The sequence below is a fragment of the Variovorax sp. HJSM1_2 genome (assembly GCF_049316285.1).
In the GTDB taxonomy this organism is placed as follows: domain Bacteria; phylum Pseudomonadota; class Gammaproteobacteria; order Burkholderiales; family Burkholderiaceae_C; genus Rhodoferax_B.
In genome coordinates this window covers 13,373-26,854 of the sequence record NZ_JBMOXA010000008.1, presented here as the reverse complement: position 1 = coordinate 26,854, position 13,482 = coordinate 13,373, and the positions used below count along the sequence as shown (strand labels likewise).

The window sequence follows — 13,482 nt, the reverse complement described above, 5'->3', positions numbered from 1 at the left end:
GCACTGCTGGCCGGGAGTCGCCCGGCCAGGAGCGCCCAAAGACGCCCTAGCCCTCAGTAGCCGCCAACGCAGCCTGCGCCGCATACTGCCGCACCAATTCCAGCAAGGCTTCTTCCGGGTAAGGCTTGCCAAGATAGTGGTTCACGCCCAAGGCACGCGCATGCTCGCGGTGTTTGTCCGCGGTGCGCGAAGAAATCATCACGATGGGCAGATCTTTCAACGCCGCATCATTGCGAATGGTCTGCGCCAAATCAAACCCATCCATGCGCGGCATTTCGATGTCGGACAGCACCAGCGCCGGGCGCTCCTCGCGCAGCCGCTCCAGTGCCTGCACACCATCCGTGGCCAGTGCCACACGATAACCTTCACGCTTGAGCAAACGCTGCGTGACGCGGCGCACAGTGATGGAGTCGTCCACCACCAGCACCAGCGGCACATCGGCGCCCGCGCCCAGGCCTTGCGCCACCACCGACTGCTCGGCCCCAGAGCGCTGTACCGCCTGCCACAAACGTGCACGCGGCCCGTAAACCGTGGCCAGCGCCACCGGGTTGTAGATCAGCACCACGGCACCCGACGCCAGAACCGACATCCCCGCCAAACCAGGCAGGCGCGACAACTGTGGCCCGAGGTTTTTCACCACCACTTCCTGGTTGCCCAACACTTCATCGACGTGCAGGGCAATACGTTGCGCCGCACTGCGCAACACCACCACGGGGCTGTGTTTGCCCTCCTCTTCGGTGCTGAGCGCCGAGGTTTGCAGCAGACTGCCACCCCAGTACAGAGGCACCTGCTCGCCAGCGTAAACCAAAAACTCCTGGCCATAGGCCTGGGCCAGTTCGGCCTGCGGCGTGCGGCGCACGGTTTCCACCAGGTTGGCGGGTACACCAATCGACAAACCGCCCATGCGCAACATCACCACCTGCGTGACCGCCGTGGTCAGCGGCAGCACCATCTTGAAGCGCGTTCCCTTGCCGGTCTCGGTAACGGTTTCAATACGGCCACCTAGCGCCTGCACTTCGGCACGCACCACGTCCATGCCGATGCCGCGCCCAGAAATCTCCGACACCTGGCTGGCGGTGGAGAAACCGGGCAGGAACACCAGATCGGCCACCGCGCCTGGCTCCAGCACCTGACCGGGCGTCACCAGGCCTTGAGCTTCAGCGCGCTGACGAATGCGGTCGAGGTCCAGCCCCGCACCATCGTCACCCACGGTCACCAGGATGTCGTTACCCTCGTGCTGCAGGTCGATCTGTATGCTGCCGGCCGCAGGTTTGCCCGCGGCCTGGCGCACCTCGGGCGCTTCGATGCCGTGGGCCATGGCATTGCGCAGCAGGTGTTCAAAGGCTGGCGCCATGCGGTCCAACACCCCACGGTCCATTTCGATGGCGCCGCCGGTGATGTCGAGCTTGACCTGTTTGCCGGTATCTTTGCTGCCCTGGCGCACCACGGCGTACAAACGTTCGGCAATACCTTCGAACTCGACCATGCGGGTGCGCAGCAGATCGCGCTGCAGCTCACGCGCCTGGCGCGCTTGTGCGGCGAGATCGTCTTCGGCACCTTCAATCGTGCGCTGCAGGTTGCGCTGCACCGTGGCCACGTCGTTGACCGACTCGGCCATCATGCGGGTGAGTTCCTGCACCCGTGTGAAGCGGTCGAATTCCAGCGGGTCGTACGCCTGTTCCGACTCCTTCGCCTGCGCCAGGCGCGACTGCATTTGTGATTCAGCCTGCAGTTCGATCTCGCGCAACTGTTGCCGCAAGCGTTCCAGGTTGCCACTCAGGTCGTTCAAGGAGCCGCGCAGCTGGCCCACACGGGCATCTAGCCGTGTACGCGTGATGATGACCTCGCCGGCCTGGTTGACCATGCGGTCGAGCAGCTGCGAGCGCACCCGCACCGATTGACCGGCAAGCTGGCGCGTGACCTGCGGCAGCGGGGCCGGCAGGGGCGCCGCGGTTTCCAGATCTTCTGCGCCGCGAATGTCGATGGACGCATTGATGGGCAACACCTCCGCGCCACTCACACTTTGCAGGTGGCTGGTGCGCAGCGCGTCCATATTGCCCTGCAACACGTCGAAGTGCGCGAGCAGCGGCTCTATGCTGGCGGCCGTCGGCTCACCGTCGGCGCCCATGTATTCGATCACGGTTTCGAGCCGGTGCGCCAGTTCACCCAGGCGCAATGCGCCAGCCAGCCGGGCACTGCCCTTGAGGGTGTGCAGCGCGCGCAGCACTTCGCTGCGTGCGCCGGCGTTGTCGGGATGGGCACGCCATTGGCGCAATGCCGAGCCCAGCTGCGGCAGCAACTCGGCGGCTTCTTCCTCAAAGATCGGAAACAGATCGGCGTCGATCACATCGACCGCGTCCAGGTCTTCGGCAAAACCATCGGTGGCCGCAGCGGCACGCGCTTCGACCGCCTGGCTCAAACGCGGGGCGACCGGCATGGCGAGCACCGGCGCCAAGACCGGTGCTTCTGCGCCGGCTTCGGCCGTGACCTCAGCTGTCACTTCGGCCGTGGCCTCGGCGTCTTCAAGCTCTGCGATTTCGGGACGGTCTTCAGCGTTCTGGTCCGCGCCCGCAGGAGCAGAATCAGGCCGCGCCGCGTCCTCTGCGCCGCCATCCAGCGTGTCGGCAAAAGTGCTGGCGACGGGCTCGTCGTCCTGCCGTGAATCTTGCTCGGCATCCTGCTGCGATACCGGCTCCTGGGCCAGCAAGGCACGCAGGGCGTCCACCACAGCCGGGTTGGCATCCTTCAAGAATCCTGCAGCAAACTGGTGCAGCAGGCGGCGAATGTCTTCGGCCGCATCGTTGAACACTTGCGCCTGCTGCTCGGTGCCGGAGCCGTCCATCTGCACATGCAACAACGCATCTTCGAGTGCCCGCGCCAAATGCGACAGCGCCTGAAAACCCACCGTGGCGGAACTGCCAGCCAGGGAGTGGGCCAAGGCCACGGCCGTATCCGACAACGGCTGGTGCAACTCCAGTGCCCATTCATTCAGCGATGTCTGCAGCCGGCGCGACCACTCATCGGCTTCATTGAGGAACACGTTGTAGAGCGGAATGCCGATGCGCAATGGGCCTATGGCCTTGATGGCATCGTTGCCCTCTGACTCGGTCTCGACCTCAGGTTCATGTGCCACCGTGGGGCTGGCGGCGGCTTCGATGGCTGGCGCCACGGCATCTTCAAGCAGTTGCTCTGACACTGCGGTGACCGGCTCTTCGATGGCACTTTCTTCTGGCGACACAGGCTCTTCGACGACAGGCGCCTGGAGCAGCTCTGCGGGCGTGGCATTTTCTGCCTCTGCCTCTGCCTCTGCCTCTGCCTCTGCCTCTGCCTCTGCCTCTGCTTCCAAGCTTGGCGCCAATGCTTGGCTCAGGACTTCTTCCGGCACATCAGCGGCACTCGGCTGCGTCGACACATCGGTGTTGGCAAAGGCCGCCAGAAGCTCGGCCTCCGACAATACAGCCGCCGCATCGTCCTCTAAGGACAGGGGCAGCTCCTGGATTTCGGGCGCGGGCTCGACCTCCTCCGGATGGCTCCAGTCGACTCCGGCCAATGCCTCGTCGGCCACGTCCAGCGTGGCTTGCTCAGCGGAACGGTCTTGCAAGCTGTCCAGCGGCATGGACAAGGGTCCGGCCGTACTCGCAGCTTGCGGTATCCGCAGAGGTTCACGCCGCCCGTCAAGACGCAGCGCATCAGCTGCGGAACGGAACGGCTCCGCACGCCAATCCTCGCCGGTGCCAATCGCCAGGTCTTCCACCCACATGGCAAAACCACGCAAGGCATCTTCACAGAGCGAGAGCAAATCTTCACTGGCCGGGCTGGGGCTGGCCAACCAGCTGTTGAGCAACTGCTCCATCGCCCAACCGGCTTCACCAAACTCGCTGAGCCCGACCATGCGCGAGCTGCCCTTGAGTGTGTGGAACGCGCGTCGCAGTACCGTCTGCTCGGCCACATTGGCAGGTGTTTCACGCAGACTGGACACGGCACCAAGCCCGGTTGCCAGCACTTCACGGGCTTCTTCGATGAAGATCTCGCGCAGTTCGGCGCCATCGTCGTCTTCGTCGTCGACCGCAGGCGCGGTACTCACGGCCGGGGACGATTCCAACGGCTTGGGCGGTGCGGCCAGCACCTCTGATGCCGGCGCAAGCGCTACGGGCACAGCCTGGCTTTGCGCTTCAGTCTCAAGCAGTGCAGGCTCTTCAGTCGCCGGTGTCGGCCCCGCATCGAGGTCAAAAGCCAGGTCGTCGGCAACCGCAACCGCAGCCTCATGCTCGGCAGCGGACGCGGCTGGCGCGGGGTGTGCAGGCACTTCGGCCAAGACTTCGGGCAACACTTCGGGCAGAAGCTCGCCGGGCAAGGCAAGTGCTGGTTCGGCCAGGCTTTCAGTAGCAGGCTCGACTGCAGGGGGCACGGTATCGGCAAAATCGTCCACCACAAGCCCGGCGCCTTGCAGGGGTGCGGCTTCTGCAGCGGTGTCGACGGCGGTGGCCTCAGCGGCCTCAGCAGCTGGAGCGGTGACTGGCGCTGGCGCAGGCTCAGCAGCGGCAAAGCTGTCGCCCAGGTCTTCGACCAGTTGCTCGGCGTCGGTAGGTGCGGCATTGCGCCCCATGACCAGCTTGAACTCACCCGCACTTTCATCGTAGACAAACAGCTTGCGCGCCAGCGCCGGCTGGTAGGCCAGCATGTCGATCAGAAAACCCATGGCCCCCAGGCTATTGCCCAGCTTGTCGAAAGTGGCCGCGCGCTGGGCTTCGTCCTGCGCATCGTCGAACATGAAACGGTCCACCGTTTCGCGCATGCGCGCCATGGCCTGCGAGGCCTCGGCCAGACCCAGCACCGACAACACACCCCGCATTTGCGACATCTGCGCCGACACCCGGCCCAATGGGACCTTCTCGCGTGGTGTACGGAAAAACTGGTCCAAGGCCTGCTCTACGTCGCCGAGAGAGCTGCGCAGCTCATCAACCACGCTGCCCATGGTTTGACGGTCGCTGACGCGGTGGTACAGCTCTTCCATCCACGCGTCCAGTGGCTCGGGTTGGCCGCCACGCAGCACACGCTCCAGGCGACCGGCCAGCAGGTTGGCGCGCTCGGCCATGTGGGCGCTGGCCTGATCCAGCTCCTCGTAAGCGGCCTCCAGATACAGCACCGAGGTGGCGACTTCCATGCCCAGCGCCGCAGGGGGCGCCGCGTTGGAGCGCGCGGTGGCATAAACCGCCTGGTTCAACGCATGTGCCAACTCGGCACTCTCGGGATGCAGCTTGGTGAGCGACTCGCCCACCTGGGCGAATTGATCGTGCGCCGTCTTCAGACGATGCAGGTCGCCACCGGCCAGCGCAGACCAGGTTTCGGCCGCCGCCGCCAGGCGTTTGCGGGCCTGGGCCACCAGGGCCGGGTCGAAGCGGCCAAAGCGTTGTTCTTCGTAGTTGGTCGGCACATGGCGGTGCAGGCTGTAGGCCTTGCGCACAGCGGCCAGGGTTGGCGTGTCAGATGTTTCGCTTGGCACGGCCTGCGCCGCGTAGAACAACATGTCCTGCACCAGGCGCGGCGTGAGCTTGGTGTCGCCTTTCGCCAGACCCGCGTATTGGGTCAACACACGCGACGCAATGCGTTTGGCATAAAGGTCGGCCGCGATCAGGCCTTCACCCAGCGCTTCAAAATAAGCCGTGGCCAGCATCCAGAAGGCCCGCACGGGCGCGGCAGTTTGCGCCGACGCCAAGCCCAGGCTCAACTGCGCCAAGTGTTTGGCCGAAACCGGGTCACCGGTTTTGACGATCTTCAGCACCCCTTGGTCAAACTGCGAGCGCACTTCGGGTGCGTAGGCCAGAGGCGGCACCAAGGCCACGCCGCCGACGGCGGCCGCCTTAGATGACACCGACCACAAATCTGCCGGATGCGCCTGCCCGCCACCGGCGAGCACGCGCACGTCGCGGTACTGCGGGAACAGGCCCACGGCCGAAACCGATTTGCCGGCCAGCACACCCTCAAGGAAGTCGATCAACGCAAAGCTTGCAGCCTCAAGGGTAGTCACCGCAGCTTCGGTGCACAGCTCGGGTTGGTTGACGAACCTCTGCGCCACCTCCTCCATGGCACCCAGCATCTGCGCGGGCTCGCGCATGCCGACCATGGACAGCGCCCCCACGGCCATGTGCAGTTGCTGGCGCGCCAACTGCAGATGTGTGCCGTTGGTGATGGCCGTGGCGTCGGCCGACCCGCCTTCGACCTCGCGGACTTGGCGGCGCAGGGCTTTGACGGCGTTGTCCAGCGTCTTGCGCAGTTCGTCCAATACCCAGGCCAAAGGCCCAAGGTCTTGATCGGACGCATGCGCCCCAGCGGTTGGAGCGGCGTGCATGAGTTGATCCATTCGGTACTCTTGAAAGAGTGGGGTCAGCTGATCTTGAACCGGGCCACAGATTGGCGCAATTCCTCGGCCATGTGCGACAACTCGCGCACCTGCTGGGCCGTGGAACGTGTGCCTTCACCGGTTTGCTCCGTCACCGCAAAAATGTGCTGGATGTTGTTGGCCACGATGTTGGCCTTCTCGGCTTCACGCGAGGTGATGGAGGAAATCTGTTCGATCAGCTCGGCCAGTCGGCGCGACACCTGGTCGATCTCCGACAGGGCCGTGCCAGCGGTATCGGACAGTTGCGCGCCGGCCACCACACCCTGCGTGGAGCGGTCCATGGCGGCCACGGCGTCTTGTGTGTCGGTCTGAATGCCCTTCACCAGCGCCGCAATCTGGCGTGTGGCGTCACCCGAGCGTTCGGCCAGGCGCTGCACCTCTTCGGCCACGACCGAGAAGCCGCGTCCGGCTTCACCGGCGGATGCGGCCTGGATGGCGGCGTTCAGCGCCAAGACGTTGGTCTGTTCGGTAATGTCGGAAATCAGCTCGGTGATTTCACCAATCTCTTGCGACGACTCACCCAGGCGTTTGATGCGTTTGGAGGTGTCCTGGATCTGGTCGCGGATGGCGTTCATGCCGCCGATGGCGTTTTGCACGGCCTGCAAACCGGAGTCTGCGGCTTGCAGCGACTGGCGCGCCACCGAAGCCGATTCCTGCGCCTGGGTGGACACCTCGTTGATGCGCGAAGCCATGTCCAGCACCGAACGGCCGGTTTCACGAATCTCGCGCAATTGCTCGGTCGAGGCGGCGAGCAGTTCTGTCGAGGTGTTGTCCACCTGGGCGGTGGTTTGCGCCACCCGGCTGGCGGTGTTTTGCACGCTGCCGACCAGCGCGCGCAGTTCTTCCACGGTGTAGTTCACCGAATCGGCAATCGCGCCAGTGATGTCTTCCGTCACCGTGGCTTCTTGGGTGAGGTCGCCCTCTGCCACCTGCTGCAGTTCGTTCATCAGCCGCAAGATGGCGGCCTGGTTGGCGTCGTTCACACGCTTGGCCTCCAACTGCGCGTGTTCAGCGTGCTGGCGTTGGCCTTCTGCCACCAATTGCCGTTGCTGGCTGCTGCGCAACTGCACCATCGCCAGGCCAGCGCCGCCGGCCAGCACCAGCAGAGCCGACGCCACCATGCCCAGAATCAGCCCCAGGCCAATACCGCTTTGCGAGGACAGTTGGCCCTGCAGCAATTCAAGTTGACGCCGCAGCGGCTCACTCTCGGCAATGATGGAGGACTGCGCTTCACGCGCGGCCACCAAGCCTTGCAGGTTACCCAAAATAGCGCCCGCATCCGTGCGCATTTGCTCGTAGGCCTTCAGCAGCGCATTGAGTTGCTCGCGCATACCCGCATCTCGGGCCGCGCCCAGGCGCAAGTCGGCACTGCCGTCGAGCAGACCGCGGGTGATTTCGCGGAACGCGCTCAAGTCCTTGCCCAGCAAAAACACGGCCTCGGGGCTGCCGCCATCAAGTGTCTGAAATTCGTTCGCCGACTTGGCGATACGTTGCGTCAACATCACCAGTTGGCCGGCGGCCGAAATTTCTATGGCCGGGGCGTTTTGCTGCAGTTTGCTGGCGGACACACTTTCGGCCAGCTCCAGCATCTCAAACGAATGGCGGTTGATGCCTTGCAAAGACGCGCCCACCTGCGTCAACACTTTTTGCTGTGCCATCACCGTGGCGGCATTTTTACCGGCACGGGCCGTCAACGGCTGGATGGCTTCCAGCTCGGTACGGGCAGCGCCTTGTACGGCACTGAGTTTGTCGTCGCCATGGGCCAAGCCTTCGACCGCCTGGTTCAGTGCAGCCGCACTGTCGGCCACATCGGGAAACGCCGCAGGTGTGCCCACCAAGGCTTGAGAAACCGATTTGGCCAGGCGCTGTGATTGCATCAAGGCCTGGCCCGTCGCGGCCAGTTGCTGTGCGGTTTTGCCGGCCTGGTTCAAGGCAAACACCGTCACACCGATCAAGGCCAAAAGCGCCAATGCCAGCAAGGCGCCCAGAATTCGCTGATGCTGGCCCGGCGCACGCCGCCCCAACAAAGGCAGGGTCACCGGTGCGTCTGCGTGGTCAGCGACGCTCGCATCGACAAAACGGCTCTCGCCAAAATCCTGCCCTTTGCCACCGGGCTCTGCCGACAAGGAAAGCGGTCCTTGCAACGAGCCTCGGCCTTGCACCGAGTCCGGCGCCGCACTGGCCCCCAATGGCTGGTCCGTGGCTTCAGAAATACCCATGCTGGGGGCGAATTCGGACTCTGCCTGCTTCTTCTCAAACAGCTGTGTCAGCTTGACAACGACGGACATGGTGCAGCCTTATGGACGTGCCTAAGCACTGATGCTCAGAAAAGGGGGAAATTGCGAAAGGGTTTGCAGATTCAGCTCTTGCCATTGCTGGCCGGCCGTATCGGTATGCTGCAGACCGAGATATGGTTTAGCGCTGTCAACGGCCACCGCCTGCGACGCGGTAAAGGCTTCGGGCCCGCGTAGACCGGACAGGCGGTCCACCAGAATGGCGCAATTCAACTCCAGGCTGCTGTTGAACGTCAGCAAACTGCATTCCGAGCGGTCACGCTCAAGCGCATTCGTCTGCACGGCCAGGCCCATGAAGGCAGCCATGTCGGCCACCCCACAAAGACTGCCACGCAGATTTGAAACCCCCAGGAACCAATCCTGGGTATAGGGCGTGTTTTGCACCGATGTCCACGGAAAAATCTCGCCCGATTGCGCCAAGGGCACCAGGAAGCGCCCCGTGCCAATCTCCACCGCCAGCCACTGCATGGCCTGGCCCTGTGCACGGGCGTTTTGCAGTCGTGCTGCGAGCCGGGTGTGAAGTTCTCTTAAGGCAGCTCGATTCGCCACGGTTGGTTAACCCAGTGCGCTGATCTTGGCCTTCAGCTCGGCGGCATCGACTGGTTTGGTGATGTAGTCGCGGGCGCCTTGGCGCAAGCCCCAGACACGGTCGGTTTCCTGGTTTTTGCTGGTGCACATGATGATGGGCACGTCGGCATATTCCGGGTTGCGGCTGATGGAGCGCGTGAGCTGAAAGCCATTCTGCCCCGGCATCACCACATCCATCAGGATCAGATCAGGCTTTTGCTCGGCCAGCTTCTTGAAAGCGTCTTCCGCATTTTCCGCCGTGCGCACCACCATGCCGCTTTTCTGCAGCATATCGGTCAGGTACATCAGCTCGGTCTTCGAGTCGTCCACGATCAAAACATGGTGGATGGGCATCAAGCAACTCCTTGCGCTGCAGCACCGAACTGTTGTACCGCCTGCAGCAACTGGTCTTTGGTAAAGGGTTTGGTCAAGTAGTCCTGCGAGCCCACCATGCGGCCGCGCGCTTTGTCGAACACACCGTCTTTTGAAGACAGCATGACCACCGGGATTGCGGAAAAAAGGGGGTTGCGCTTGATGATGGCGCAGGTCTGGTAGCCATCCAGCTTGGGCATCAGGATGTCGCAGAAAATCAGTTGCGGGCTGTGGTCGTTGATTTTGGAGAGGGCATCAAAACCATCTTCGGCCAGCAACACCTCGTGACCGCCCTGCTTGAGGAAAATCTCGGCGCTGCGGCGGATGGTGTTGCTGTCATCTACCACCAGGACCTTGAGGGTCAATGCGCTTGTACTCACTAATGCGGCTCCTGAAAGACCTTGCCTCACGCAACCCTGCCGCTGTTACAGCCCAGGGTTAAATCTGCACCATTTCGAAATCGTCTTTGCGTGCGCCGCATTCAGGACACGTCCAGTTCATAGGCACATCGGCCCAGGCCGTGCCCGGTGCGATGCCTTCTTCTGGAGAGCCGGTGGCTTCATCGTAGATCCATCCGCAAATCAAGCACATCCAAGTTTTTGTATCTTTTGTATCAGTCACAGCTTAAGGGGCCTTCGAATAGAATGCAACGATTGTATCGACGCAGCAGTGCCTTCCATAGGCTTGTTCGCCACCTAGCCAGAATCTCTCGGCCCCATGACAACATCCCCCACTGACTTACCCCTTGAAGACGGTGAAGACGACGATCTTGGCAGCCCCGCCTGTGTCATGGTCTTCAATGCCAGCGACCCCAGCGGCGCAGGTGGCCTGTCGGCTGACGTTTCCACCATCGCCTCCGTAGGCGCCCACTGCCTGCCAGTTGTAACAGGTGCCTACGCCCGCGATACCGGCGAGATTTTCGAACACTTTGGTTTTGATGATGAGGCCGTGAGCGAGCAAGCACGCGCGGTTCTGGAAGATATGACCGTGCAGGTCATCAAGGTCGGTTTTGTCGGCGACCCAGAAAACATCAGCGTCATCGCCGAGATCACGGCCGACTACGCCGAGGTACCGGTGGTGGCCTACATGCCCAACCTGTCGTGGTGGGATGAATCCAAGATTGACGAATATCTGGACGCCTTCCGGGAACTGATGTTGCCGCAAACCACGGTGTTGGTTGGGCACCACAGTACGCTGCGCCGCTGGCTGCTGCCGGACTGGGAAGGCGAACGCAACCCCACGCCGCGGGACATCGCCAAGGTGGCCGCCGAAATGGGCGTGGCCTATACCTTGGTCACGGGCATTCCGCTGCCCGAGCAACATGTAGACAACGTTTTGGCCAGCCCGCAAGCCATCATGGCCAGCAGCAAGTTCGAGCTTTTCGAAGCCGTGTTCACCGGGGCTGGCGACACGCTTTCAGCCGCGCTGGCGGCGTTGCTGGCGGGCGGCACCGACCTGGCCGAGGCCACACGCGAAGCGCTGAGCTACCTCGATCGCTGCCTAGACGCGGGCTTTCGCCCCGGCATGGGCCACGTCATCCCCGACCGCATGTTCTGGGCGCAGCCCGACGAAGATGAAGAAGCTGAAGACGACGAGATGGACGAGGAAACCAAGTTGGCCTTGGCCGCACTCGAAGCCACGCCCAGCAATACGCGCCATTGATCCCAAACTCTATTAAATCGCCCCAGACATGCACCAGGACTTGAACGCCGAACTCTTTGCCCGCGCCCAAAAAGTGATTCCCGGTGGCGTGAACTCCCCGGTCCGTGCGTTCAAGGCCGTGGGCGGCACGCCACGCTTCATCCGCCGCGCGGAAGGCGCCTACTTCTGGGACGCTGACAACAAGCGTTACATCGACTACATCGGCTCCTGGGGGCCCATGATCCTGGGCCACGGCCACCCCGCGGTGCTGGAAGCGGTGCAAAAGGCCGCGCTGGACGGCTTCTCGTTCGGCGCGCCCACGGAACGCGAAGTCGAGTTGGCCGAGCAAATCCTGCAGTTGCTGCCGTCTATGGAAATGGTGCGCCTGGTCAGTTCCGGCACCGAGGCCGCCATGAGTGCACTGCGCCTGGCGCGCGGCGCCACGGGCCGCAAACACATCATCAAGTTTGAGGGTTGTTACCACGGCCATGCCGATGCGCTGCTGGTGAAGGCCGGCTCGGGCCTGGCGACGTTTGGCAATCCCACTTCGGCTGGCGTGCCGCCCGAAGTGGTGCAGCACACGCTGGTACTCGAATACAACAACCTGACGCAGTTGGAAGAAGCCTTTGCGCTGCACGGCCACGACATCGCTTGTTTGATGATAGAAGCCATCGCCGGCAACATGAACTTTGTGCGCGCCACGCCGGCCTTTGCCAAGCGCTGCCGTGAACTGTGCACGCAGCACGGCGCGCTGCTGTTGTTCGACGAGGTGATGACAGGCTTCCGTGTTGGCCTGCAAGGCGCGCAAGGTGTGTTGGGCATCAAGCCCGACCTGACCGTGATGGGCAAGGTAATTGGCGGCGGCATGCCGTTGGCGGCCTTTGGTGGCCCGCGCGCGATCATGGAACAACTGGCGCCTATGGGGCCGGTTTATCAGGCCGGCACCTTATCGGGCAACCCGGTGGCCACTGCTTGTGGGCTGGCCACGCTGCGCGAAATCGCCAAACCTGGCTTTTACCAAGCCCTGGGCGCCAAAACCAAACGCCTGGTACAGGGCCTACAAGCGGCAGCCGATGCCGAAGGTGTGCCGTTCTGCACCGAGAGTGAAGGCGGCATGTTTGGCTTCTTCCTGTTGCCCGAGTTGCCGCAGAACTACAGCCAGGTGATGCGCAGCAGCAACCCACGTTTCAACCACCTGTTCCACGGGCTGCTAGACCAGGGTGTGTACATTGCGCCAGCACTCTACGAAGCCGGCTTTGTGAGCGCGGCGCACACCGATGCCGACATCGACGCCACCATTGAAGCCGCACGCGTGGCGTTCAAAACGCTTCCAAAAGAATAGCTGCCTGCGCACTTCAGCATTGCCTGAAGTGTCAATTCAGCCCCCAATGTTTACGCTCCGCACACAGGCAGACAGAGGCTGGATTTGAAAAGGCCGTGTAAAGGTTCAAACTTCCGCTGAACACGCCCCTCTAAACCCCATCATGAAAAAAATCCTTGTGCTGTCAGTTCTGGCCCTTGGCACCGGCCTTGTGTCTGTGGCGTCTGCCCAGGAATATGGGCGGGTGTTGTCTTCGACTGCGGTGGTGCAGCAGGTCGCGGTACCGCGACAGGTGTGCAGCACACAACAGGTCGCCACGCAGTCGGCCCCCTCGGGTGCCGGCGCGCTGCTGGGCGCGATCGCGGGCGGTGTGCTGGGCAATGCGGTGGGCGGAGGCTCGGGGCGCGCGGTGGCAACTGGCCTGGGTGTCGTGGGCGGAGCCCTTCTGGGCAATAGCATCCAGGGCCCTGGCGGTACCCAGTACCAGACGGTGCAAAACTGCGGCACACAAAACGTGTATGAGAACCGCACCATGGGCTACAACGTGGTCTATGAATATGCGGGCAAACAATACACCGTGCAATTGCCTCAAGATCCTGGCCCAAGCATTCCGCTGCAGGTCAGCCCCGCCGTGCAGACCATGCCGGCCCATCAGCCAGTGATGCAGACGGAAGGTGTGTACGCTCCGCCCGTGATTGCACCGGCACCGGCCCCCGTGGGCTGGTACCAGGCGACGCCGTATGCCGCGCCTTTTGTCTCACCCATTGGTGTGTCGCTGAACCTGGGTTACAGCTCGGGCGGTCACGGCCACTGGCGTTAAAGCTGGCGAAGTCTTAACCCAACAAAAAAGGAGCCTAGGCTCCTTTTTTGTTGGTCAACGCCATGGC

9 protein-coding genes are annotated in these 13,482 nt (G+C 62.9%); 3 read left to right on the top strand and 6 right to left on the bottom strand.

Features of this window, described 5'->3' with window-relative positions; genetic code table 11:
* Window positions 1–46: 46 nt before the first annotated feature.
* From ACFQ95_RS10680 to ACFQ95_RS10655, 6 genes are read right to left on the bottom strand one after another with little or no spacing between them, the layout of a single operon-like run.
* Window positions 47–6,349, bottom strand: coding sequence for an Hpt domain-containing protein (locus tag ACFQ95_RS10680; protein WP_422830845.1), 6,303 nt, complete (start codon window positions 6,347–6,349; stop codon window positions 47–49).
* A gap of 35 nt (window positions 6,350–6,384) precedes the next feature.
* Window positions 6,385–8,688 carry a methyl-accepting chemotaxis protein gene (locus tag ACFQ95_RS10675; protein ID WP_422830844.1) on the bottom strand — a complete coding sequence of 768 codons (2,304 nt, stop codon included), beginning with the start codon at window positions 8,686–8,688 and terminating at the stop codon, window positions 6,385–6,387.
* A 21-nt stretch (window positions 8,689–8,709) separates the two neighbouring features.
* The gene (locus tag ACFQ95_RS10670; RefSeq protein WP_422830843.1) at window positions 8,710–9,243 is read right to left on the bottom strand and encodes a chemotaxis protein CheW; all 534 of its coding nucleotides are present in this window, start codon (window positions 9,241–9,243) and stop codon (window positions 8,710–8,712) included.
* A gap of 6 nt (window positions 9,244–9,249) precedes the next feature.
* Window positions 9,250–9,615 carry a response regulator gene (locus tag ACFQ95_RS10665; protein ID WP_422830842.1) on the bottom strand — a complete coding sequence of 122 codons (366 nt, stop codon included), beginning with the start codon at window positions 9,613–9,615 and terminating at the stop codon, window positions 9,250–9,252.
* Window positions 9,615–10,013 carry a response regulator gene (locus ACFQ95_RS10660; RefSeq protein WP_422830841.1) on the bottom strand — a complete coding sequence of 133 codons (399 nt, stop codon included), beginning with the start codon at window positions 10,011–10,013 and terminating at the stop codon, window positions 9,615–9,617. Before ACFQ95_RS10660 ends, ACFQ95_RS10665 begins: the two co-directional genes overlap by 1 nt.
* A 58-nt stretch (window positions 10,014–10,071) precedes the next feature.
* Window positions 10,072–10,224: a rubredoxin gene (locus tag ACFQ95_RS10655; protein ID WP_422831114.1), complete on the bottom strand. Its 153-nt coding sequence runs from the start codon at window positions 10,222–10,224 to the stop codon at window positions 10,072–10,074.
* Between the two features lie 126 nt (window positions 10,225–10,350).
* On the opposite strand from ACFQ95_RS10655, the gene thiD reads away from it, so the two are divergent.
* The 3 genes from thiD to ACFQ95_RS10640 all read left to right on the top strand — a co-directional run bounded on the left by thiD (window position 10,351) and on the right by ACFQ95_RS10640 (window position 13,415).
* Window positions 10,351–11,295, top strand: a complete 945-nt coding sequence (gene thiD / locus ACFQ95_RS10650) for a bifunctional hydroxymethylpyrimidine kinase/phosphomethylpyrimidine kinase (protein ID WP_422830840.1) — start codon at window positions 10,351–10,353, stop codon at window positions 11,293–11,295.
* A 28-nt stretch (window positions 11,296–11,323) separates the two neighbouring features.
* Entirely contained in the window at window positions 11,324–12,616 is a 1,293-nt protein-coding gene (hemL, locus tag ACFQ95_RS10645) for a glutamate-1-semialdehyde 2,1-aminomutase (RefSeq protein WP_422830839.1), read from the top strand.
* A 142-nt stretch (window positions 12,617–12,758) separates the two neighbouring features.
* On the top strand, window positions 12,759–13,415 hold the full coding sequence (locus ACFQ95_RS10640; protein ID WP_422830838.1) for a glycine zipper 2TM domain-containing protein: 657 nt from the start codon (window positions 12,759–12,761) through the stop codon (window positions 13,413–13,415).
* Window positions 13,416–13,482: the final 67 nt, after the last annotated feature.